We start from the raw sequence: 22,829 nt of genomic DNA, 5'->3' as shown, positions 1-22,829 counted from the left end.
GACTCGCCTAAATCAGGTGGTAACGCTCAAAAAGAGCATTACGCTTGCCAACCCGTTCGGTGCGGTTACAGCATGTGTGCAGCAACTAGACTAGACACATACTTGTAGATTCTAACACATCCCTTACAATAAATCAACGCATAAGTTCCGTTTCACGATGTGGGACGACTGCCGACACCAAGCCAGCTCCATTACAAGTGGGACAAGTCTGAAATAGTCGATTCATCACTTGCTCGCGCACTTTTTTGCGTGTCAATTCCAGCAAGCCAAGCTTCGTCCATCCGACGACCAAACATTTTGTTCGATCCTTCTTCATCATTTGCTCTAGCCGCTCGACTACACGCTCACGATGTTCGTCCGTGTCCATGTCAATAAAATCAACAATGATGATGCCTCCGATATCTCGTAGACGGATAAGACGCGCAATTTCTTCCGCCGCTTCCATATTGGTTAAGTATACCGTCTCTTCAAGATCGCTTGTCCCCGTATATTTGCCCGTATTCACATCGATAACCGTCAACGCTTCGGTCTGATCCCAGACTAAATAGCCGCCGCTTTCCAGCCAAGTCTTGCGCTGAATCGCTTTGTCCAAATATTCGTCGATCCGATATCGTTTGAACAACGGTTCGGCATCCTTATAGATGTGAACCCGATGCTCCAAATCCGGTGCGAATGAACGAATAAACGAAAGTACTCGCTTCGCTTGCCGTACATCGTCAATAAGCAGCTGGTCAATATCACGGGAGAACGCATCACGAACCAACCGTTCCACCATGTTCAAATCGTGGTGCAGGAGAGCAGGCGCTTCCACCTGTTCCGCACGGCGTTCAATCTGCTTCCATGCTTCTCGCAAAGATTGAATATCGCCTTCCATCGTATCCAACGTTTCTCCTTGAGCAACTGTACGAATGATCATACCTTCCTCATTCTCGCGAAGCTCATCCGCCAACTGTTTCAAACGGGTGCGTTCCGCTTCCTGCTCAATCTTTTTGGACACTCCGATATAATCGGCAAAAGGCATATACACCGAATATCGACCAGGCAAAGAGTAATGCGTCGTAACGCGAGCTCCTTTGCCGCCTAACGGCTCCTTCATGACTTGCACGATAAGCTCTTGTCCGACGCGAAGCAAACTTGTAATCGGAGGTTTCTGTTTCGGTTGTTTCTCCAAATGCGGGTGCAAACAATCATCGACATAAAGAAATGCGTTCTTCTTCTGACCGATGTCCACAAATGCAGCCTGCATCCCCGGAAGTACATTCACAACACGGCCTTTGTAAAAGCTGCCTACAAGCGTTGTGCCAGTGGCACGTTCGACTGCAAATTCGACGAGCCGACCATGTTCCAATAACGCCATTTGCGTTACTTGTTCCTCACAGTGAACAATCATTTGATTCATGGTATCACCTCTGCTACAGCGCGTCATAGTCCATTGTAACATGAAGCAGGATGCGGTGAACATGTCGGTTTATGGAACGAGCAAAAAAATAACCCCATAGCTCTATTTCCGTCCGATATTCGTGCCGCCGGGCGTCGGAGCATCGAAGAACGCATCGATTAGCTGCTGCTCGGGGATGACGCGTTGAATGCGGCCGCTCTCGCCCATCACATAAATAAAATGATACGAATCCCGCCTAAATAGACGCACAACCATCGATAAAGATCGACCGGATTGAGCGACGATCGGCCGCCCTAGAGACACACGCTGCTCCCATTGCCTTAGCCGGATTGGCCGGTGCATCAGAAAGCGCACGAAGCGATAGGGAAGGTTGCGCTGCTCCACCCAATTGCTCCACAGCAAAAATAGGGAGAGCACAAACAAGTTCAAATTCATTCGTTCTCCTAACAGTAAAGGATAGACACTGAATAATGCCATCAACACGCTGCATCCAATGCTCATCCATGCGCCTAGCAGAAGTGTCCGATGATAGCTGAACCAGAGTGAGCATACTGCTTGCAGCATGCGTCCGCCATCCAGCGGCAAGATAGGCAGTAAATTAAATAAACCGATGAACGCGTTCGCTCGTACGAAGTCCTCCGTCCACTTATCATTCCACCATCCCATATGTTGAAAAAAAAGGGCAGCAGCGATCATGATGCCATTTTGCAGCGGACCCGCTATGGCTACAATCCATTCCTGCCATGCCGGAGCTAGCGATCCATCTTCCGTCTCCGCCACCCCCCCGAACGGGAGGAGCTTCACTTCCGTAATAGACCAGCCGAACATTCGGGCGGCGACCACATGTCCAAGCTCATGAACGAGCACAATTGCGAATAGCGTTAACAACTCGAATATATAACCGGTTAGAGCGGCCATGCCCAGCATGAGGACGAAAAGCGGGTGCAAACTGTAGACGGTGCCCCTCCATTTAATCAAACGAAATCACATCCGACGGATCGATGTACTGACCCTCTTTTTTGATAGAAAAATAAAGGGTATTCGGCTGCGTAGCTGAGGATGAGGATGAGGATGAGAAATCTGCCAGCGAGCCGATTGCTTCTCCCGCCTCTACCCAATCGTTCATCTGAACCGAGCTCGAGCTAAGACCGCCATACACCGTCTCCAAGCCTTCCGCATGCTGGACGATAACGGTTGTCCCTTTTTCAGGATGATGTGTAATATCTATTACCCGGCCGGTCGTTGCGCTGTGCACCTCTGCCACTCCGCCTTCAGACGAGTCGGCTGCGATACGCACCCCCTTCAGACTCATGGCGAACGGCTGCACCACCTGGCCTTTCAACGGGGGAATGAGCGATATTCGGGCCTGTGCCGGCTTCGTCGCATCCACGCCTTGCGCGAACTGCGGAATGAACGATGGCGCGCCGGAGAATGTACGATTATACCACGCAGCAATCGGCTTCATATCCATTTCCTCTGTCAATGCCTGCACGATCCATGCTCGGGCAGGAGCATTCCACTCGGCGGGATATCGCATCACTCCATAGGCAGCTGCTAACAGCAGCACCGACAACATCAGTCTTATGCGGATAGAACGCCACAATCCTCCGCCTGGCTCCTGATCCCAGCCATAGCGATCATGCCATTGCCTGCGTGAGGATTTCCACAACCGTTCCGGATCGCCGGAATATGCCGGAATGGATTCCGTGTCATTCCACGTCACATCTCCTCTAGTATCCGCTGCAAGCGGAAATTCATCTTCGTATGAAATGATGTACTTATCGTCCGTAATATTCTGCGGTTCCATGACAACCATCTTGGCTTCCCGCGGATTCTCCTTGTTTATAATTTCTCGTATGCGCTCCTGCCTACGCCGACGAATGTCCTCTATCATGCTTGCCTCATCCCTTCATCACCGATTTCAACATACAGCCGTGTTGAACTTGTGTATATATCATATGTATGACAAGCCCCAATCGGTTATGAACAAGCTCTCCTTTAGAGGTTGTTCATAAAGCCCATTTTTGAACATGTTCGATTAGTACGCATAAGTCATTCTCCACAAAAAAAGGCTCCGCATCAGATCCTTCTTGAAGAAGGTCAAAATACGGAACCTTTGGCAGCCGGGCAATTAAGGCTCCAGCTGATATTTTTCCTGATAAATACGTATGCTCATGACAAGACCGATACAAACCATATTCAAGATGAGAGACGTGCCGCCGTAACTGATAAACGGCAACGTAATCCCGGTAATCGGCATAAGACCTATCATCATTCCGATATTCTCAAAGATTTGGAATACAAACATGGAGACGATCCCGATTATCATGTACGAACCCCTCAAGTCATAGCATTGGAAGGCGATAAGTATCATCCTGTATATTAACAAGAAGTAGAACAGAAGCAGCAGTGAGGAACCTTGAAACCCGAACTCCTCTCCAATGACAACAAATATAGCATCAGAATAGGTATACGGAATGAAGCTGCGCCGCTTCAATTCCCCCTGCATGTAACCGTCCCCGCTCAAGCCTCCGGAGCCAATGGCGATCATTGCGTAATTCGACTGGTGCTTGGCATCGTTGGTCGCTTCTTCCGGATTAATCAACGTATCGATGCGCGTAAACCAATGCTCCTGCTTAATGACGTCTCTAAAAAAGCCTTGCAAATCGACTCGAAAAGTAGTGAAGGCAAAAAAGACGGCAGCGAACATAACGGCGGCCAGCAGGCTTGCCAGCAGAACATGGCGATATTTCATGCCGCCTATCCATAGCATCCCAATCAAGATCACGATGTAAATAATGGCGTTACCCAAATCGGGTTGCTTGACAACAAGCAAAAATGGAACCAAGGTCACAGCGATAATAGGCAGCAAATCTTTGGTAAAGGTTAACGGATCGCCGTCTCTTCTGCCGATCAGCTGCGCCAGTGCAAAGATAAGCGTAATTTTGGCCAACTCCGCAGGTTGGAATGACATTCCCCCGGGAAGCTTATACCAGCCGATCGCTCCGTTCAGATTTTGCCCAAAATAGAATACGCCTACAAGCAAAACTATCGTAATACCCATCGAGATCGGCCAGCTCTTAAGCAGCCAGCGGTAATCGAATAAAGCGACAGCGAACATCAGCAAAAAGCCGATAATGAAATAAACGACCGTCTTCATTGCTGTTCCTTCAAAAGTCGGATCACCATGCGTCGCACTGAGAATTACAAGCGGGCTGAACACAGAAAAGGCAAGCAAAATTCCAACAATAACCCAATCGATTCTTTTAAATTTGTTCAGCACTGCTCACTCATCCCATTCCCAAAAACTTCTTCATCCGGGTGAACACGCCCTTTTTCTGTTCAAGCGGCATAAGCGGCACCGTGTCTCCTAATATACGGCGAGCAATATTGCGGTAAGCCATTGCTGCGCGTGAATCCGGGTTCATTACCGTCGGCTCGCCTGCATTTGCAGCCTTTATTACCATTTCATCATCAGGAACTAGCCCCAACAAATCAATATTCAGCACCTGTAAAATATCGTCCAAATCAAGCATTTCACCGCTCTTCATCATATTGGCGCGAATGCGGTTCACCACTAACTTAGGCGATCCGATGCTTGCATTCTCGAGCAGTCCGATAATGCGATCCGCATCCCGTACGGCTGCATTTTCCGGTGTCGTAACGACGATGGCGTGATCCGCCCCGGCAATTGCGTTCTTGAAGCCCTGCTCAATGCCTGCCGGACAGTCGATTATGATATATTCGAACTCTTTCTTCAGCTCTAATATAATGTCTTTGACTTGCTCCGGCGACACAGCAAGCTTATCTTTCGTTTGCGCCGCAGGCAGCATGTACAATTCGTCAAATCGCTTGTCCTTGACGAGCGCTTGATTCAATCGGCAACGACCGTCTGCCACATCGCAAATATCATAGATGATGCGATTCTCAAGCCCCATCACGACGTCCAGGTTACGAAGGCCGATATCCGTATCGACCATGCACACTTTTTTGCCGAGTAAAGCAAGCGCTGTACCCAAATTGGCCGACGTCGTCGTCTTGCCAACGCCGCCTTTACCCGAAGTGACGACGATTGCCTCTCCCATTCTTCTACACTCCTTTGAACAAATTGATGTCCTTGCGAACACGATGAAGCTGCGAGATTTTATCGATCTGCATGATGCCGTCATGAACGTAAGCAAACTCCATATGCGCTTGTGTGACACCCCATTCATCCGGAGGACGGCTGATGACGTCCGCAATGCGGAGCTGTGTCGGAGCGAACAATGACGCTGCAATGACGGCGGACGAATCACCGTCCACCCCTGCATGCGCTGTGCCTCGAAGAGCGCCGAGCACAAAAATATCTCCACTGCTTATAATCATTCCGCCCGGATTGACATCGCCTAGAAATAATAAATGCTCGTCATGGCATAATATTTGTCCGGAGCGTATAATTCCAGTCATCGTATGAACGTGGTATCCTTTCGTTTCTGTCTTCGAGTCGGCATCGGATTCCAACGATCGAATGAGCAAATTCCCCCGTTGTCTTAAAATTTCCAGCACTTCTGCCTTCTGCTCGTCCGTGACGGAACGGGCCCCTAACTTGACATCGACATACACAATCGGTCCGTCGAAAAAATTCGGTGTATGGTCAAGCTTGTCACGCAATTCACGCAACAAGTCCTTAAATTCACACTCATCGTCAAGCAGGAACACAAGGCCGTCCTTCATGCCTTTAATGGTTACCAATGGCTTGGCCGTCATGAATGTTCCCTCCCCAAGGTTATCTTTTTCGTGACGGAAGAGGAAAGTTCCTGCATGAAAGTAACGAAACATTTAAAAATGGCATTAGCCGCCTGGAAATAAAAGTTTCCAAGACGGCTGTTAGCCTTGTTCATCTTCGGCAGATGCCTTTCCCGACAGACGGTCAAACCATGTCCGCATCGGAACATAAATCGCTAACGCGAACAATAGCTGCACGAACAAGCTCGGTATCATAAAATCAAACAAAGCATACTCGTACGTCATGCGATTGATGCCGAACAACGAATAAACAGCGAACAGAATCGTCTGGTTCGCAAAGCTTCCAAATACCGCAATCGCCATCATCGAAAATAAAGTGGCGTTGCGCGACGTGAATAGAAGTCCGACCAAATATCCTAATAACCCCATGCTAAAAGCATGCGGACCGATCATATGACCGTAATATACGATATCTTGAAGAAACCCGAATCCCAATCCCATCAGCAGTGAGGTGTGCCGATGCTGATATACAGCGTGGTAAAGTATGACCATGAACACGAACTGCGGGACGATGCGCCCTTGCCACGCATCCGGGATCAATACGGGCAGCACCGTTCCCTCCAGCAGGAAGAGAATGAACATGAATCCGATCATCCAGTTACGGTTCATCACTTGGCCTCTTTTCCCGTCTCGTTCGCATCCGGCGTAATGACGATGAACAGTTCGCGCCAATCGCGGTATGTCGCCGCCGGCTGCACCGTCGCCGTGCGAGTGAGACCGAATTCCCCGACATTGATGGAAATGACCGTCCCGAGAATAAGACCCTTCGGAAAGATGCCGCCTTCTCCTGACGAGACAACCGTATCCCCTTCAGCGATTTCGTCATCCTCTTCGATGCGTGTCATAGAAAAAGTGCCGCTGCTGTGATCGTATGATTCAATCATGCCAAATGATTTTTTCTCTTTGCCCATAATCGTCGCCGAAATGGGCCGGGAGCTCGGATCCTTGTCATCCAGATTGGTCAGCAGCTGTACAGTCGAAGAGAATTCGTACACGCGGCTAATCATGCCGACGACCCCTTCCACCGAGATGACGGGCATTCCTTGACGAACGCCGTTCTTGGAACCAAGATTGACATTGATCGTCTGGTTGAACGGATCAGCCACGTTAATGGACGTCACCTGAGCAATCCGGTATTCATAAGGAAGATTCAGTTTCTTCTGCCGTTCGGTGAACTTCAAGGCATCCATCAGCGATTCATTCTGCGCTTGAATGGCATTATAGTGAGCTTTATCACGCGTGTATTGAGCAACAGCGATCTTGAGGCGCTCGTTCTCTTCATGCACGTCTTTTAGATTGGACACATCTTTAATAAATCCAGAAACGTAGGATGCAGGCTTATAAAAAATCTGCTGCACGAACGTGACGGTATCATGCACAAATTTCTCCGGCCATGACAAATTCAAGCGTCCGCCAAGAGTGAAGCCCATCAGCGCAATAAATAATATAAGTCCGAACAACATAATAAATAATCGCTTGTTCCCCAACAGCTTAAACAGTGTCAACACCTTCTCATCGTAAAGCGATACTTGTTCCCCTACAAATCAGAGCCCGCGCCGTTAGACCGAACCGACGCGGGAATCTGTAACGCCATTATGACGCTCTATTATCGTCTGGAACGAAGAGCAGAGCTGCTGCGTCCCTTAAATAAATGAATATTGTCCAACGCGCGGCCTGTACCGATTGCAACGCAATCGAGCGGATTCTCTGCCACGATGACTGGCATTCCCGTCTCGCGTGCAAGCAGTTTGTCCAGATTACGCAGCAAGGCCCCTCCGCCCGTCAGTACGATACCCCGGTCCATAATGTCTGCCGCAAGCTCCGGTGGACATTTTTCCAACGTCACTTTCACAGCCTCTAAGATGGAGCTTACAGTATCCATCAACGCTTCCGTAATTTCTTGGGAAGAAATCGCAAGCGTCTTCGGAAGACCCGTCAAAAGGTCACGGCCGCGAATCTCCATCTTCTCCACTTCATCCAGCTTCATCGCCGAGCCGACATCCATCTTCAGCTGTTCCGCTGTACGCTCACCAATCATCAGATTGTATTGGCGCTTGATGTACTGAGTGATAGACTCATCCATCTCATCGCCCGCTACGCGGACGGAACGGCACGTTACAATGCCTCCGAGCGAGATGACAGCCACTTCGGTCGTACCGCCGCCAATATCGACGACCATACTGCCTGTCGGCTCCCATACGGGCAGGTCCGCGCCGATCGCAGCCGCGAACGGCTCTTCTATCGTATAGGCATCGCGGGCACCCGCTTGCTTCGTCGCATCCTCGACTGCGCGCTGCTCGACCGCTGTAATGCCGGAAGGCACGCATACCATCACGTTCGGATGGCGCGGGAACAACGAACGCTGCTTCTGCGCTTGTCGAATAAAGTATTTAATCATCGTCGCGGTCGTATCGAAATCTGCGATGACACCATCCTTCATTGGACGGATGGCACGGATGTTGCCCGGCGTGCGGCCAATCATCTTCTTCGCAGCTTCACCCACTGCTTCAATCGTCTTCGTATCTGTGCGAATGGCAACGACCGACGGCTCGCGCACGACAATGCCTTTTCCGCGAATATAAACTAATGTATTTGCAGTTCCCAAATCGATTCCTAAGTCTTTTGTAAAGCCACCTAACATGATGTCAATCTCCTTTTTATAACCTTCAATCTCAATCATTATATTACATGAGCCCGCGTTCCTTCAAACTCACATATTGGTTATCTCCGATAACCAGATGGTCAAGCACTTCGATTCCGACAATTTCCCCTGCTTCCATTAACCGTCTTGTCAGAGCCACATCTTCCGGGCTCGGTGTCGGATCGCCGCTTGGATGGTTGTGAACACAGATGATGGATGCAGTTCCGTGCTTCATTGCTGCACGGAATACTTCGCGTGGGTGGACAAGAGAAGCATCCAAAATGCCTATCGTAATCGTCTCTTGCGCCATAATGCGATTTTTCGTATTCAAAAAGAGGCAAACGAAGTGTTCCTTCTGGTAGTAACGCATCGATTCCATTAACAAATCTGCCGCATCCTGCGGACGTCGAATCGTAACGGCATCTTCTTGGCGCGCACGCGCCATACGCCGTCCTAGCTCTAAGCCTGCTTTCAGCTGAATCGCTTTCGCAAGACCGATCCCGCGGATATTCGTCAGCTCGGTAATCGACAAATCCTGCAGATGCCGCAAATGTCCCACCCGATTCAAGATGCGCTGCGCCAGCATGATCGCGGATTCATCCCGCGTTCCTGTACGCAGCAGAATGGCTAACAATTCAGAATGGCTTAACGCTTCCGCCCCATGCTGCATCATGCGCTCTCTCGGACGTTCATCGTGGGGAAGGTCGCGAAGAAGTGGACTTTTTGCCAATTCACAACCTCCTTAAATAATAAGGAAAATACGGCGTCTGTCAAAACGTTTGATTGCCTTTCCGATTACGGGATGATAATGTCAAACATCTTAAGCATATCCGTCAATAGCGATAACGGCAAGCCTACCACATTGAAGTAGCAACCTTCAATTCCAGTGACTAAGGTAGCGCCTATGCCTTGAATCGCATAGGATCCCGCTTTGTCCATCGGCTCTCCCGTTGCGATATAACGACGGATCTGTTCTTGTGTCCATTCGGTCATATGAACGGTCGTGACCCTATGGGACACTTCTTGGCGACCGTCAGCAGCACGGACGAGGGCAACGCCAGTATACACTTCATGCGATCGCCCTTGCAGCGAGGTTAACATTCGTTCCGCATCCGCTTCATCATGTGGTTTGCCTAATACCTCGCCATCAAGCACCACGATCGTGTCGGAGCCGATGACGATGCCGTCTTCACCGGACACGTGCCATTCCTGAGCTACCGCTTGTGCCTTACGCAGTGCGAGCGCCTCCACAATTCGGGAAGGAGCCCAGTCGGCAGGTACAGTCTCATCTGCATCGCTTGGCTGTACCACATGGGGCAATCCTAATGATGTGATAAGTTCTTGCCTCCGCGGTGAAGAAGACGCCAAGACGATAAGAGAGCGGTCGGATTGTTGAAAGTGCGTGTTCAATGTTCTAAATCGCTCCTCGCCATTTTTTGACACCTTTTTCTATTATACGCGGAATTTTCTTTTGAAACAAACGATTCCTTTCATGATACCGCCAATCAATAGAAGGGAATTAGTGGAAAAATATAAAACTGTTATCCATATTGGTTAGACGTCAGTCCTATGCCTAAAGTTACGGAGGGAAATTATGAAACTTCTCGGAGCCGAATATCTAGATAAAGTGCTTGCAGTCCTTTCCAAATGGCAGGTCGTCTTTTACAATTGAGAAGGGAACCTCATAGCAGCAGCACGTCCAGTGAGCAATGAGTTCAAATTGAACGATTCAGGAGGTAACGAAGATGCAGTATCGGAGATTAGGCAAGAGCGGTGTGAAGGTGAGTGAAATCAGCTTGGGCAGTTGGCTTACATACGGCGGTTATGTTGAACGAGAAAATGCCGTACAAGCGATACGGACCGCCTACGACTTGGGCATTAACTTTTTCGACACGGCCAACGTATACGAAAGAGGAGAAGCAGAGAAAGTGGTCGGTGAAACGCTTAAATCCTACCCTCGCGAGTCGTACGTCTTGGCAACTAAAGTATTCGGTGAAATGGGAGATGGTCCGAATGATCGCGGTCTGTCCCGCAAGCACATCATCGAGCAGTGTAATGCCAGTTTGCATCGATTAGGCCATGATTATATCGATCTTTATTACTGTCATCGCTTTGATGTACAGGTGCGCATGGAAGAAACGCTGCGCGCCTTGGACGATCTCATCCGTCAAGGGAAAGTGCTCTATGTTGGCGTAAGCATGTGGACAGCTTCCCAAATGGCGGATGCCCTTGCGATCGCAGATCGTTATTTGCTGGATCGCATCGTGGTCAACCAACCGGTGTATAATATGTTCCAGCGGCAGATTGAGCAAGAGGTCATTCCTTACGGTGAACAACACGGTATCGGCCAGGTCGTATACTCTCCGCTCGCGCAGGGACTGCTTACAGGAAAGTACAGTTCGGCAACGGACTTCCCGGCAGAGAGCCGCGCGGCGAAGCTCGAGTGGGTGCGCAAAGGCATTACGGAAGAGCGCATCGAACAGGTGAAGCAGTTAACCAGCATCGCGCAAGAGCTTGAGCTATCGGTTGGACAGTTAGCTATTGCATGGATTCTGCGGCAATCCAACGTCTCTAGTGCGCTTGTCGGCGCAAGTCGCCCAGAACAAATCGAGCAAAATGCCAAAGCTTCCGGCGTACAGCTGACCGACGAAGTGGTGGCACGTATCGAGTCCGTGCTGAACGCGGACGCATAAGCATCAACAGATTACAAACACCCCCTCGTACAAGCCTTTCGTTATAGGATTGCCTTGCAGAGGGGGCGTTTGATCAACGCAGCATCTACTTGATAACCACGTCGTTGAACTATGGTGTTAGTTTGTGACATTTCGAGTCTTTCCCCGTTACAGACGAATACTTTCGCTTTGGCTATCCCGTTTCAGATCTGCCGCATCCCATTTCAAGTTCGTCACTTACTCCTACCACAAAAGAAATTTTGCGGCTAAAACTTTGCAACTCTGCATTCCTCCCATGCATCCTAACTTTCTATCGAAAACCGAAGAGCCGCAGGCTCCTCTCGCAACCGCAGTGTTACGCCTTCATCGTGTCGAGCCAGTTGCTCTCCGCCGTACGATAAATCATGACCGCCTCCTGAACGCTCCACAAATGCGAAGCAGCAGGCTGCTTATTGTATTCATTTACCGCGCTTATCGCTGTATTCATCGCCTGAACGAGTTGCGTCCAAGCCTTGAGGGACTGCTCGGGCTGTCCCTTCTGCATCCCGTTCATCTGCTGCGTCCATTTTAAATGCTCCTGCCGCAGCTGCTCGGTTGCATCACCATCGAACCCTTTGACCTCACTCTTCTCCAAATAAGCGATAGATTGGGACATCAGCCAGTCGTTCACCTTATCGCTCTGGGCAATGAACTGCTCCACAGTAGCCGCACCGCCTTGAAAAGCCAGCTTCGCCAATGCGGGACGCGTCATTTCACGGACATATAAATCGACCTGATTGTTCTTCATCAGCTGGCTCAATCCCATGGCATCCTCTTTCGCCTGGGCAATGGCTGCATAGACGCGATGCTGACTCGATTGCTCCTCCATGGCTGCAAGCCCGAGTTCACGCAGCTCCGAAGCTGCCTTCTTCGCGCCTTCTGGCTGATCGAACACGCCATACTGCAGCATGTAGAACACTTTTTCCGGAATATTTACTTCGGTTACATATACTCCGCCTGCCGTTGTCGCTGCATATTGTGCAGCACCTTGGTCAGCTGCAGGCTGATTCGCAGCGGCGACCGTATTTTTCTTCCCTTCACCGCCATCCGCAGATGTAGATCCGGCCTTTACCGCAGCGCCTTGCGTGCTTGTCCCGTTCGATAGCGTCGGAATGGATGCTTCTGGATTAGGCATCGTCACTTCGCCTTTGAACAAAGAGAGAGCCAGAAATCCGAACACTGCTCCGGTCGCCACTGCCCCTGCGACAGAAGCGATCACTTTCCACAAGGAAGGTCTTCTCGTGCGCGTATGCACGCCCTGCCACAGCAGTTCTCCCTGATCGCTCAGCGATTCTCCAGCAGGATCCGCTACAGACGAGCTGAAGGAGTAGGACAGCGGCTTATGATCCGCCTCTCGTATCCATCGTTCAATTTGGTCGGTCTCCGAAATATTCCCGACTTGTGCTGCAATGCCATCATGCGAACATTCTTGTTCCGTATCTTCCGCTTGCAGAGATTCACGCGGCTCCGCCATCGTATTATCGTTAACCAGCGCCGCTTCGACAGAACGGTCAATGTATCGTGTAAAAGGGCTGTCGCTCTCTTCAACCGACTCCGTAGGCTGTATGAGCCCATCGCCTGGTTCAGTCTTCGGAAACCGAAACGTCATTTTTGGATTTAATCCGCTCATCTCTCGCACACCTCACCTTGTCCTCTTCGTTACTATCAGTTATATGATAGATTGCAAGACGATAGAACAAGTCTCCGAGTGATTTTTCGCAAAACATGCGAATGGCTTCATGCAGATGTCGTATCCGAATCTCGCAACTCATCATAGATTGTTGATAGAACGGGGTAAAGGAGGAGACGACATGCGTATCAACAACAATATGAGTGCGCGTGAAGTGCGGCGATTCGTCGAACGGAACATAGGCCGGCGGGTTGATGTAGACTTAATCGGAGGCGTGGATCTGGAAGGAGTCATTTTGTCGGCAGGCGTGACAACGTTCCGCTTGCGCATTCGCCGCAGGGGACGTAACATCGTGCGCCGGATAGCTTATGCCAGCGTCAGAGAAATCAGCCTGGACAGAGACTAACCGTTCAGGATATACCGTAATGCCTTCGCCGTCCTGTCAATAAACGCACCGTTGGGACAGAATGAAAGGGACAAGCAAACAGGTGACAGTTCCTGCTCTAGCATATTTACAAAAAGACCATTCCGGCTTATTTGCTTATTTGCGGAATGGTCTTTTTGCAGTTCTATGGCAGCTTACGCATGTTCTTTCAGTGCTTTCGTCAAACCATATGCCGTCTTCCAGATGTCGCCCGCACCCATCGTAATGACGATGTCTCCCGGCCGTACAAGTAATTTGAGGCGCTCCAGCGCGTCATCCTTGCTCGCGAAGTATTGTGCGTTCTTGTTGCTGTTCTCGCGAATGCACTCGACCAACTTCGAGGAATGCACGCCTTCTATCGGCATTTCACCGGCTGGAGAGTAGATATCGGTAAGAATCAACTCATCGGCATTACGAAACGCACGGCTAAATTGGTCAAACAAAAAGTACGTGCGCGAATATCGCTGTGGCTGAAATACAGCAATGATCCGCCGCTTGGTGGCTCTAGCAGCTACCAAGGTCGCTTCAATCTCTGTCGGATGGTGTGCATAATCATCGACGATAAGCACATCCTGCACTTCGCCAATGACTTGAAAACGGCGCTTGGCTCCGATAAAATCGCGAATGGCCTCTGCCGCCTCGGCAAACGGCACGCCAGCCTGCATGCAGACGATAAGCGTAGCCATCGCGTTCAACACATTGTGTTTCCCCGGAATGGACAAACGAACCGTGCCAAGCGGCTTATCTTGATGCTTCATCGTAAAGGCCATGCCGCGATCTTCGGCTGTAATATCTGCTGCAACGTAATCGGCAGGCGCTTCAATACCATACGTGACCACACCTTCACCTAATTGTGGCACCATGCCGCTTACGATAGGATCATCCGCGCAGAGCACGGCGTATCCGTTCTGATTACGCTGTGACAGAAACTGCACGTAAGCTGCTTTCAAGCGTTCAAAGTTCCCGTCGTAGTTTTCCAAGTGATCGGCTTCAATGTTCGTCACTACGGCGATGTACGGGTGATACGCTAGGAAGGAACCATCGCTCTCATCCGCTTCTGCCACGACGAACTCGCCGCTGCCCGCTTGCGCATTCGTACCCAGGTTCGTTACTTCCCCGCCGATAATATAGGTTGGGTTCACACCGCAGCGTTCTAGCACAAATGCGATCATTGAAGAGGTTGTCGTCTTCCCGTGTGCACCGGCAACTGCGATCCCCTTCTTCGCATTAAGCAGACGCGCCAGCATCTGCGAACGATGCAGCACGGGGACACCGCGTTCCTCAGCAGCAACCCGTTCAACGTTCTCTTTGGGACAAGCTGTAGAATATACGACGATGTCGGCATCCTGCACATACGCCGGATCGTGTCCGATATGCACCGTCGCGCCTTTCGCTCTCAATTTCTCCGTCAAATCCTGTTCGGCCACATCGGACCCCGTGACGGTGTACCCCATTTCCAGCATGACACGAGCGATGGCGCTCATTCCATAGCCCCCGATGCCGATAAAATGAATATGTTCCGTCGTCTTCAACACGAACTCACCAACCTTTTTCAGATTCGGTCCGATGCAGGACGTACGAGCGGACGTCCGCAATCAGATATAATGTGCCAGTGACTACCGCCAAATCGCCCGGTTCAGTCATCGCCTTGAGCCGCTCCAAGGACTCGCGCCAATTCGGCTCTACAATAATCTGTGGTCGGCGCGAGGCTGTTTCCAGCAATTGTTCTGCAATATGACTCAAGCTCTCCGCACTCATCTTCTTGCGGAAATCAGGTTCGGTAAAAATAATGGTATCCGCTAAAGGTAGTATATGACGCAGAACATCCTGATGATGCTTTGTTGACAGCATCCCCATCATGAAATGCAAACGCTCATAACGGTACGTGTCCCGCAATGCTTGTGCCAGCGTCTCTGCTCCTTCCGGATTGTGCGCCCCATCGAGCAGCATGCGCGGCTTCTCGCTTATTATTTCAAGCCGACCTGGCCATGCCGCACGGCGCATACCAGCACGCGTCTCCTCATCATCAAGCATGAAAGCCATATATTGCCGCAACACTTCCAACGCCATCAAAGCAGCGGCAGCGTTCTTCAACTGATGCGCCCCGTTTAACGTCAAGGTCATTTGCTCCATGCTGCGGAACGGCCCAGAGAACGTGAAGATTTGTTCATTTTCAACCGCATGCAGCAGTTCGACTGTGAATTGCTCGTTCATCGCGTACAATGTCGACTTCTGATCACCTGCCGTCTTGCGGATAATTTCGAGCGCCTCAGGCTGATCAACCGTAGTGACGATAGGCACGCCCGGCTTAATGATACCTGCTTTTTCCGCCGCAATCTGCTCGATGGAATCGCCTAAGATGTCCATATGATCGTGACCGATGTTCGTGATGATGGACACGATAGGCGTTACAATGTTCGTGACATCGAGTCTACCGCCTAGGCCGGTCTCCCATACGACGACATCTGGATAAGCCACGTTCGCATAATACAAAATGGCCAGTGCGGTGGACACTTCAAACATCGTCGGCGAACCGAGCGAAGTATTCGCAATGTCATCAACAAGCGGTCTAAGCTCATTCGCGAGGCGCAGCAGCGTCTCTTCCGGTATATCCTCATTGTTATATTTAAAACGGTTCGTAAATTTCTCAATATAAGGCGAAGTAAACGTACCAACATCATATCCGTTCGCAAGCAGTGCGCTCGTCAGCAAAGCACAAGTCGAGCCCTTGCCGTTCGTACCTGCGACGTGGATAAATTTCAAGCGCCGGTGAGGAGAGCCCAGCTTGTCCATTAGCGCTTCAATGCGTTCCAGACCGGGACGTATGCCAAAAGGAATCAATGAATTAATCCAATCAATCGCTTCTTCTACACGTGTAAAGGGAACCTCGGTTATATCCGTTTTGTTCGGATCGTTTATTTCCGACATGGCTACTCATCCTTTGTATGATGTCATCAAACGACCGAACCGTCATGAGAACAGCATCTCATCCGGTTCGGCCGCATATCCACATAAATTGATTAGGCTTCTTTCAGTTCGGCAATGCGGGCGATTACCTTATCGCGCTTCTCGCTGTAATCACGCTGCTTCGCACGTTCTTCTTCGACGACCTTCTCAGGCGCTTTCGCCATAAAGCCCTCGTTAGACAGCTTTTTGTCAACGCGCTCTACTTCTTTGGTCAGATGCTCCACTTCTTTTTCCAAGCGGGCGATTTCCTGACCGATGTCGATAAGACCTGCAAGCGGCAGAAACAGTTCAGCACCGGTTACAACGGCGGACATCGCCTTGTTCGGAGCAGATACCTGCTGGCTCACTTCCAGCTTAGACGTACCGCAGAATCGTTCTACATATTCTAGATTATTCGTAACATTCGTCTCGGTTCCTGCATCTGTCGGCTTCACGAGCAGCTCGATTTTCTTGCTCATCGGCACGTTCACTTCAGCGCGAATATTGCGTACCGCACGAATCATATCCATAAGAAGCGTCATCTCGCGCACCGCATCTGGCGCCTCGAACTGAGCATCGTATGTCGGCCAAGCGGCCAGCGTAATCGTCTCGCCGTCATGCGGCAGATGCTGCCATATTTCTTCCGAAATAAATGGCATGAACGGGTGAATCATGCGCAGCGTGCGGTCCAGCACATATGCCAAGACGGATTGCGTCTTCTTCTTAGCCGCTTCATCAGTGCCATATAGACTGATTTTGGCAAATTCAATATACCAATCGCACAGATCGTCCCAAATGAAGTTATACAGCACGCGTCCGGTTTCGCCGAACTCATACGCGTCCATTAGGCGGGTAATATCGCGCGCCGTTTCATTCAAGCGGTGCAATATCCAGCGATCCGCCGTTCCGAGCTTGCCGGAAATATCGATCTCCTCATAGTTGAAGCCTTCGAGGTTCATGAGGGCAAAGCGCGAAGCATTCCAAATCTTGTTCGCAAAGTTGCGCGCTTGCTCTACCCGCTCCCAACGGAAGCGTAAATCTTGTCCTGGCGTTCCGCTCGTTGAAATCATAAAGCGCATCGCGTCTGCGCCGTATTTTTCAATCACATCAAGCGGATCAACACCGTTGCCAAGCGACTTCGACATCTTTTTGCCTTCGGAGTCGCGTACCAAGCCATGCATAAGCACGTCTTTGAACGGAATATTGTCTGTGAACTCAAGTGCCGTAAAGATCATGCGCGCGACCCAGAAGTATATGATATCATAACCTGTTACGAGCACGCTTGTCGGATAGTACCGCTGCAGGTCATCCGTCTGTTCCGGCCAGCCTAGCGTGGAGAACGGCCACAGTGCGGAGCTGAACCACGTATCCAGCACATCTTCATCCTGCTTCAAGTTTGCGCATCCGCAAGAAGAGCACGCCGTCGCGTCTTCACTGGCAACATGGACATGGCCGCAGTCTTCGCAGTACCAAGCCGGAATGCGATGCCCCCACCAGAGCTGGCGGGAGATGCACCAGTCGCGCACGTTCTCGATCCAATTTAAATATATTTTTTCAAAGCGATCAGGTACGAAGTGAACGCCTTTTCCTGTCTTCTGCGCTTCAATCGCGCGTTCTGCGAGCGGCTTCATCTTGACGAACCACTGTGTCGATAAGTACGGCTCGACGACGGCACCGCTGCGTTCGCTGTGACCAACCTGATGCACGTGATCCTCAATCTGAATGAGCACGCCTTGCTCCTGCAAATCTTTCACAATTTGCTTGCGGCAGTCCGCACGGTCCAAACCTTGATATTGCGCAGCATGTTCGTTCATCTTGCCAGACTCATCCATCACTGTAATTTGCGGCAACTGGTGGCGCAGCCCGACTTCGAAGTCATTCGGATCATGAGCCGGCGTAATCTTAACGGCCCCGCTTCCGAATTCTTTTTCAACATATTCGTCAGCAATGACCGGAATTTCTCGACCGACGATCGGAAGCACCAGCATCTTGCCGATCATATGCTTATAGCGATCGTCTTCTGGATGAACCGCTACCGCTGTATCGCCTAACATCGTCTCTGGACGGGTTGTGGCCACCGTAATGGAGCCGCTGCCGTCTTGCAGAGGGTATTGCAAATGATAAAGATGGCCTTGCACCTCTTTATACTCAACCTCAATGTCGGACAGCGCCGTACGGGCAGCCGGGTCCCAGTTAATAATGTATTTTCCACGGTAAATTAAACCTTGCTCATACAGCTTCACGAATACACGGCGAACAGCCTTGGACAGCCCTTCATCGAGCGTGAACCGCTCACGGGAATAGTCAAGAGAAAGGCCCATCTTCGCCCATTGCTCGCGAATCGTATTCGCATAATACTCTTTCCAATCCCACACCTGCTCCAAGAACTTCTCCCGTCCCAAATCATAGCGGGAAACGCCTTCTTCACGCAGCTTCTGCTCCACCTTCGTCTGCGTCGCAATGCCCGCATGGTCAGAGCCGGGCAGCCACAGCGCATCGAATCCTTGCATCCGCTTCGAGCGGATTATAATATCTTGCAGCGTAAAGTCAAGCGCGTGACCGATATGAAGCATCCCGGTAACGTTCGGCGGCGGAATGACGATGGTGAATGGCTGTGCGTCTTTTTTATTGCCCGCTTTGAAATATCCGCCCTTCAACCAATATTCATACCACTTTTGTTCCGCTGCCTTCGGGTCGTACGTTGTCGGCATGGACATTTGTTCATGATTTTCTGACAATGGAATCCCTCCGTTTATCATCGTGCACGTCATATAGACAATGTGCTCCTTGCACAAGCAGAAACGACTGTCCGTCCGTTCTACAAGGACAATTCGCTTCAATGCGGCAAAATAAAAAACCTTACGCCTCAAAGGACGAAAGGTTTAGCTTCCGTGGTACCACCTTTATTCCGCCATTCAAATAAAGGGCATGTATGGCCCAATCAGCTGTGGCGGCTCTTGAACTGCAAGGTAACGGTTGCGACCGTCCCATCCTAGCGCAGCTGCGGAACATGATGAACGTAATGCTCATACACTACCGTGATGCGTTCAAACGGGCGACTCCCAGATGACTTCAGCGCGGGACTTCCTGCAGGCGTTGCACCTCATCGCTCTGCTCTCTGTAAGGGCCTTGACGCTTACTCCTCCTGATCAATGTCTTTGCTTCACATGTATCCATCGTTTACTGAAACATAAAAGGTTGAAACGTTTACGATATATTTTACCTTCGCGCCTTGCATGAGTCAATAGACGAGTTCCAATTCCTTATAGAGGTTGAAGAAAAAGAATAAAAGGCCTTCTTTTCTAACATCCGCTTATAGATTAGTCATATCCCGAATTTCCATTTTCATAACATGTACTATGGGGGGTGGTCCATGCATGGAACGTTGGTGGGTGCGTATTCGTTATTCGGTGAAAGGTGTCATTTTCCCTCTCATCTGCTTGCAATTCGTTCGAACCTTGCTTCTGCCAAGCGGACTCGATGTATTTTTGCTATTTGCGTTATTTCTGATTTACCTCGGCTTTTTGTTAGACGTATATTAATTCATGCATCACAACAATAGACCCGTCCGCTGGAAAGCCGGACGGGTCTATTGTTGATGAGCAGTTTTTCATTCCTCAGGTCGATATCGAATTATGATGAAATCGGGATATACAAGACCTGGCCTTCTGTTACACTAGGCTCGGCAAGCCGATTATACAGTGCAATTTCACGTGAGTTCATACGGTACCGGTCCGCGATCGTCTCGAGTGTATCCTCCCGCTGTACAATGCATAATCGTACCTTTTTGAATGCAGACTCATGATTGACTCGCTGCAAAAAGAGCGACTGCCACTTCACGTCGTCCCCTGTCGTGTCCTTCTGCGCCTCTACCAAAGCGGCTTCTTCCTCTGCCGCCACTCGTGCTTCCCGCTCCTTCTCCTTCGTCTGATAGCTCGATTGCAGCAGGGAACTGAAGCCGAGCTGCTGAGCCGCTTCCGGATCCGCAGGCTTCGCGCTGCCGATCGCAACCTTCATCGCCTGCTTCGGCTCAACCGTTGCAAGAACGGATTCTTCTTCAACGACGACAGCGTCGACCTGTTCCACCAGTTGCTCGCGGCCTGCATCTTCGTCCTGATTCGCTTCCGCATGATGCGATTCGGCAGGATTTGCTTCCGCATGATGCGATTTGGCTTCTGTCGCAGGAGGTGGATTCGCACCGGAACCGGTAGTTGCTGCCGGTTCGCGCTGCTCTGGCACTGGTGCTCCCGCAACCGTTTCCGCCTTCGCCTCGTCCGAGAGGCTGCCCGCCATTGAAGCATCAAACGCAACATCACTATCCGCTGCTTCATCCTCCGCTTGCCTCATCTGCAGCGCATCCGTGAACGTCTCCGCAGCCGGTTCCTTCTCACCCTGTGCAGTAGAGGACTCCGCGTTAACGGTTGCATTCGCCCAAGGGGATTGGCTCCACGTCCATGACATGGGCTCTTGCTCCACATTTTCAGTTCGTGGTGTCGTGGCAGGTTCATCATCAGCTTCCGGCGGCAACGGATCGGACTCCCTTTCCTCCGCATTTTGTTGAACGGAAGCTTGCCATACTTCACTCTGTCGTTCATTCTCCGCGGAAAAGGAAGATATCTCAGCCTTTTCCTCCGTGGCAGGTGATGTCTGAATAGGCTGGCCGTAATCCCGCAGCCACGAAGGTTCTTCCTCTTCCCGCTCGCCATCCGTCTGATGCACGACCGTGAATTGCTCAGGCTCCCATGCCGGCGGTTCGGCGGACTCCATTGCAATCCCGTTTAAAGATAAAATGCCTGTAATGTTCAACGTTCGAGTCGAGATCAAATCGACATCAAAATGTTCAATGTCTACTGAAATGTCATCCAAGCTTCGGATACGGTTCAGTGGAAGGGTAATCTCAACAGGAATCCAATGCTCCAGTGTCTGACTCGTCTCATCTCCTGACGTTCCTACATACGCACCTGCCAATAGCAAGCTGCCACGCACCGTCACTTGGTCTCCGGCTGGAATGACTTGAATATGCGGTGTCAATTCAACCTCTTCCAATTGGTCAATGCCGACGACATCGTCGGACAAATGTACGCGTTCATAAATATCAAATCTTAAACCATAAGATTCATCATACACAGACTGCTCCTCCTCCCGCAATTCATCTGTCATCCGCCCTTGTTCCCAGCCCTTATACGGTACAATGTGCATATCTTGCTGGCTGTTGCAAAGTCAGACTCGGTTCACTACTACATCTATATGGGAGTAAAGAGAGGAGCATGACTATATTTTTTGCCGCAAGCGACTCATATCTTCGGGCCAAGGCGCATCCACTTGCACCCATTCTCCCGAGAGCGGGTGCAAGAATCGGAGACTTTCTCCGTGTAGGGCTTGTCGCGGGAATCCGCTGTCATCTCCGCCATATAACGTGTCTCCCAGCAGCGGATGCCCTTTATAGCTCATATGAACACGAATTTGATGCGTTCTCCCTGTTTCTAGGGAAAGACGTACCAGCGACAGCTGCGGACCTGATTCCACAACCTCATAATGAGTGATGGCATGATCTCCGCTCGGGCTTACCCGCCTTCTTGACGGGTGGTGTCGATCCTTGCCGATAGGCGCATCAATCACACCACGCTTGGGATTGGGCTGTCCTTGGACAATTGCAGCATAATGGCGCTGAATTTCTTTTCTGCGCATCGCTTCATCCAGCACGGCGTGCGTAAAGGCTTGCTTCGCATACAACACCGGTCCTGACGTATCGACATCCAAACGGTGAATATGCCGAACCCGCACCTCTTGGCCTGTCCAAGCATAATGGCAAGCGACAGCATGAGCCAAGCTGTTCTTCTGTCTCTCCTGCTCGGGAGTCGTTGCATGTACGGGCATTCCGGCCGGTTTGAACGCGACCAGACACGCATCGTCCTCATACAATACGTCTACCGGCGCATCGGCTGCTTCTAACGAATCGGTATCCGGTGTAAATATTTTAAGCCGGAGACGATCGCCCGCCGCACGTATTTCCTCCCGCTGCAGCAACAATCTTAGCATCTTCTGAGGCATGCGGAGTGTGTCTGTAAGCCACGCGCTCATAGCTTGCTCCGATTCAATCACACTGCGCCCCGGCGTAAACTCCACCCACTCGCCCTGCCGTCTCCAATGTCGGTGCACGCTTCATTCCTCCTTATCACCATATCGGCACAAATCCTGCTTCTTTCCTCTTAAGTCACTATGTCGGCATAGGTACACTGCTTCTTCCTCTTCAAGTAACATGTCAGCATAGGTACACTGCTTCTTCCTCTTCA

Annotated in this window: 20 protein-coding genes and 2 other annotated features (1 of these 22 cut by a window edge); of the genes, 3 read left to right on the top strand and 17 right to left on the bottom strand. The window is 50.6% G+C overall.

Translation table 11 applies throughout. The features are described 5' to 3' along the window. Window positions 1–77: a sequence feature (ribosomal protein L21 leader region), on the bottom strand (it extends 11 nt beyond the left edge of the window). A 56-nt stretch (window positions 78–133) separates the two neighbouring features. The 11 genes from M3650_RS11020 to M3650_RS10970 all read right to left on the bottom strand — a co-directional run bounded on the left by M3650_RS11020 (window position 134) and on the right by M3650_RS10970 (window position 10,235). Next, window positions 134–1,399: an Rne/Rng family ribonuclease gene (locus M3650_RS11020; protein ID WP_019422361.1), complete on the bottom strand. Its 1,266-nt coding sequence runs from the start codon at window positions 1,397–1,399 to the stop codon at window positions 134–136. Between the two features lie 102 nt (window positions 1,400–1,501). Further along, window positions 1,502–2,377 carry a M50 family metallopeptidase gene (locus tag M3650_RS11015; RefSeq protein ID WP_019422362.1) on the bottom strand — a complete coding sequence of 292 codons (876 nt, stop codon included), beginning with the start codon at window positions 2,375–2,377 and terminating at the stop codon, window positions 1,502–1,504. Beyond that, a complete protein-coding gene (locus M3650_RS11010; RefSeq protein ID WP_251574650.1) occupies window positions 2,370–3,293 on the bottom strand; it encodes a M23 family metallopeptidase in 924 nt (307 codons plus the stop codon). The genes M3650_RS11015 and M3650_RS11010 overlap by 8 nt, the downstream gene beginning before the upstream one ends. A gap of 237 nt (window positions 3,294–3,530) precedes the next feature. Further along, window positions 3,531–4,682 (bottom strand): FtsW/RodA/SpoVE family cell cycle protein, encoded by a 1,152-nt coding sequence (locus tag M3650_RS11005; RefSeq protein ID WP_019422364.1) that lies wholly within the window; start codon window positions 4,680–4,682, stop codon window positions 3,531–3,533. Between the two features lie 7 nt (window positions 4,683–4,689). Then, window positions 4,690–5,484 (bottom strand): septum site-determining protein MinD, encoded by a 795-nt coding sequence (gene minD, locus M3650_RS11000; RefSeq protein WP_019422365.1) that lies wholly within the window; start codon window positions 5,482–5,484, stop codon window positions 4,690–4,692. 4 nt (window positions 5,485–5,488) lie between these two features. After that, window positions 5,489–6,145, bottom strand: a complete 657-nt coding sequence (locus tag M3650_RS10995; RefSeq protein ID WP_251574649.1) for a septum site-determining protein MinC — start codon at window positions 6,143–6,145, stop codon at window positions 5,489–5,491. A 120-nt stretch (window positions 6,146–6,265) separates the two neighbouring features. Beyond that, window positions 6,266–6,793 (bottom strand): rod shape-determining protein MreD, encoded by a 528-nt coding sequence (gene mreD / locus M3650_RS10990; protein WP_019422367.1) that lies wholly within the window; start codon window positions 6,791–6,793, stop codon window positions 6,266–6,268. Beyond that, window positions 6,793–7,692 carry a rod shape-determining protein MreC gene (gene mreC, locus M3650_RS10985; RefSeq protein ID WP_026011152.1) on the bottom strand — a complete coding sequence of 300 codons (900 nt, stop codon included), beginning with the start codon at window positions 7,690–7,692 and terminating at the stop codon, window positions 6,793–6,795. Before mreC ends, mreD begins: the two co-directional genes overlap by 1 nt. 98 nt (window positions 7,693–7,790) lie before the next feature. Then, complete coding sequence (locus tag M3650_RS10980) at window positions 7,791–8,825, bottom strand: rod shape-determining protein (protein ID WP_251574648.1); 1,035 nt, start codon at window positions 8,823–8,825, stop codon at window positions 7,791–7,793. Between the two features lie 43 nt (window positions 8,826–8,868). After that, window positions 8,869–9,555 carry a RadC family protein gene (radC, locus tag M3650_RS10975; RefSeq protein WP_019422370.1) on the bottom strand — a complete coding sequence of 229 codons (687 nt, stop codon included), beginning with the start codon at window positions 9,553–9,555 and terminating at the stop codon, window positions 8,869–8,871. Window positions 9,556–9,620: 65 nt separating this feature from the next. Then, window positions 9,621–10,235: a Maf family protein gene (locus M3650_RS10970; RefSeq protein WP_251574647.1), complete on the bottom strand. Its 615-nt coding sequence runs from the start codon at window positions 10,233–10,235 to the stop codon at window positions 9,621–9,623. 335 nt (window positions 10,236–10,570) lie between these two features. Between M3650_RS10970 and M3650_RS10965 the strand changes: the two genes are divergently transcribed. Next, entirely contained in the window at window positions 10,571–11,518 is a 948-nt protein-coding gene (locus M3650_RS10965; protein WP_251574646.1) for an aldo/keto reductase family protein, read from the top strand. A 334-nt stretch (window positions 11,519–11,852) separates the two neighbouring features. Here the strand turns inward: M3650_RS10965 and M3650_RS10960 are convergent, their stop codons facing one another. After that, on the bottom strand, window positions 11,853–13,166 hold the full coding sequence (locus tag M3650_RS10960) for an SPOR domain-containing protein (protein ID WP_251574645.1): 1,314 nt from the start codon (window positions 13,164–13,166) through the stop codon (window positions 11,853–11,855). A gap of 181 nt (window positions 13,167–13,347) precedes the next feature. Between M3650_RS10960 and M3650_RS10955 the strand changes: the two genes are divergently transcribed. Then, on the top strand, window positions 13,348–13,572 hold the full coding sequence (locus M3650_RS10955; RefSeq protein ID WP_251574644.1) for an acetyl-CoA acetyltransferase: 225 nt from the start codon (window positions 13,348–13,350) through the stop codon (window positions 13,570–13,572). Window positions 13,573–13,745: 173 nt separating this feature from the next. On the opposite strand, the gene murC is transcribed toward M3650_RS10955, so the two are convergent. The 3 genes from murC to M3650_RS10940 form a co-directional block, all read right to left on the bottom strand. After that, window positions 13,746–15,125 (bottom strand): UDP-N-acetylmuramate--L-alanine ligase, encoded by a 1,380-nt coding sequence (murC, locus tag M3650_RS10950; protein WP_251574643.1) that lies wholly within the window; start codon window positions 15,123–15,125, stop codon window positions 13,746–13,748. A gap of 4 nt (window positions 15,126–15,129) precedes the next feature. Next, entirely contained in the window at window positions 15,130–16,518 is a 1,389-nt protein-coding gene (locus M3650_RS10945; RefSeq protein ID WP_251574640.1) for a bifunctional folylpolyglutamate synthase/dihydrofolate synthase, read from the bottom strand. A gap of 92 nt (window positions 16,519–16,610) precedes the next feature. Further along, window positions 16,611–19,253: a valine--tRNA ligase gene (locus M3650_RS10940; protein ID WP_285848409.1), complete on the bottom strand. Its 2,643-nt coding sequence runs from the start codon at window positions 19,251–19,253 to the stop codon at window positions 16,611–16,613. Window positions 19,254–19,402: 149 nt separating this feature from the next. Further along, window positions 19,403–19,698 (bottom strand) — a binding site (T-box leader). 215 nt (window positions 19,699–19,913) lie between these two features. Between M3650_RS10940 and M3650_RS10935 the strand changes: the two genes are divergently transcribed. After that, window positions 19,914–20,078, top strand: coding sequence for a hypothetical protein (locus tag M3650_RS10935; protein WP_019422378.1), 165 nt, complete (start codon window positions 19,914–19,916; stop codon window positions 20,076–20,078). Window positions 20,079–20,169: 91 nt separating this feature from the next. On the opposite strand, the gene M3650_RS10930 is transcribed toward M3650_RS10935, so the two are convergent. Both M3650_RS10930 and M3650_RS10925 read right to left on the bottom strand, forming a co-directional pair. Then, the gene (locus tag M3650_RS10930; protein ID WP_251574639.1) at window positions 20,170–21,735 is read right to left on the bottom strand and encodes a LysM peptidoglycan-binding domain-containing protein; all 1,566 of its coding nucleotides are present in this window, start codon (window positions 21,733–21,735) and stop codon (window positions 20,170–20,172) included. 72 nt (window positions 21,736–21,807) lie between these two features. Then, the gene (locus M3650_RS10925; protein ID WP_251574635.1) at window positions 21,808–22,695 is read right to left on the bottom strand and encodes an RluA family pseudouridine synthase; all 888 of its coding nucleotides are present in this window, start codon (window positions 22,693–22,695) and stop codon (window positions 21,808–21,810) included. Window positions 22,696–22,829: the final 134 nt, after the last annotated feature.

Source organism: Paenibacillus sp. MER TA 81-3, from assembly GCF_023713585.1.
GTDB classification, from domain to species: Bacteria; Bacillota; Bacilli; order Paenibacillales; family Paenibacillaceae; genus Paenibacillus_B; species Paenibacillus_B profundus.
The sequence above is the reverse complement of the archived record's forward strand: the minus strand, read 5'-3'. Positions and strand labels throughout refer to the sequence as shown.

Coding starts and splice junctions, on each gene's coding strand:
- M3650_RS10935 (WP_019422378.1), top strand. CDS start 19,914: ATGGAACGTTGGTGGGTGCGTATTCGTTATTCGGTGAAAGGTGTCATT.
- M3650_RS10930 (WP_251574639.1), bottom strand. CDS start 21,735: ATGCACATTGTACCGTATAAGGGCTGGGAACAAGGGCGGATGACAGAT.
- M3650_RS10995 (WP_251574649.1), bottom strand. CDS start 6,145: ATGACGGCCAAGCCATTGGTAACCATTAAAGGCATGAAGGACGGCCTT.
- mreD (WP_019422367.1), bottom strand. CDS start 6,793: ATGAACCGTAACTGGATGATCGGATTCATGTTCATTCTCTTCCTGCTG.
- M3650_RS10960 (WP_251574645.1), bottom strand. CDS start 13,166: ATGAGCGGATTAAATCCAAAAATGACGTTTCGGTTTCCGAAGACTGAA.
- M3650_RS11010 (WP_251574650.1), bottom strand. CDS start 3,293: ATGATAGAGGACATTCGTCGGCGTAGGCAGGAGCGCATACGAGAAATT.
- minD (WP_019422365.1), bottom strand. CDS start 5,484: ATGGGAGAGGCAATCGTCGTCACTTCGGGTAAAGGCGGCGTTGGCAAG.
- M3650_RS10945 (WP_251574640.1), bottom strand. CDS start 16,518: ATGTCGGAAATAAACGATCCGAACAAAACGGATATAACCGAGGTTCCC.
- M3650_RS10965 (WP_251574646.1), top strand. CDS start 10,571: ATGCAGTATCGGAGATTAGGCAAGAGCGGTGTGAAGGTGAGTGAAATC.
- M3650_RS10980 (WP_251574648.1), bottom strand. CDS start 8,825: ATGTTAGGTGGCTTTACAAAAGACTTAGGAATCGATTTGGGAACTGCA.
- M3650_RS11020 (WP_019422361.1), bottom strand. CDS start 1,399: ATGAATCAAATGATTGTTCACTGTGAGGAACAAGTAACGCAAATGGCG.
- M3650_RS10940 (WP_285848409.1), bottom strand. CDS start 19,253: ATGTCCATGCCGACAACGTACGACCCGAAGGCAGCGGAACAAAAGTGG.
- M3650_RS10955 (WP_251574644.1), top strand. CDS start 13,348: ATGCGTATCAACAACAATATGAGTGCGCGTGAAGTGCGGCGATTCGTC.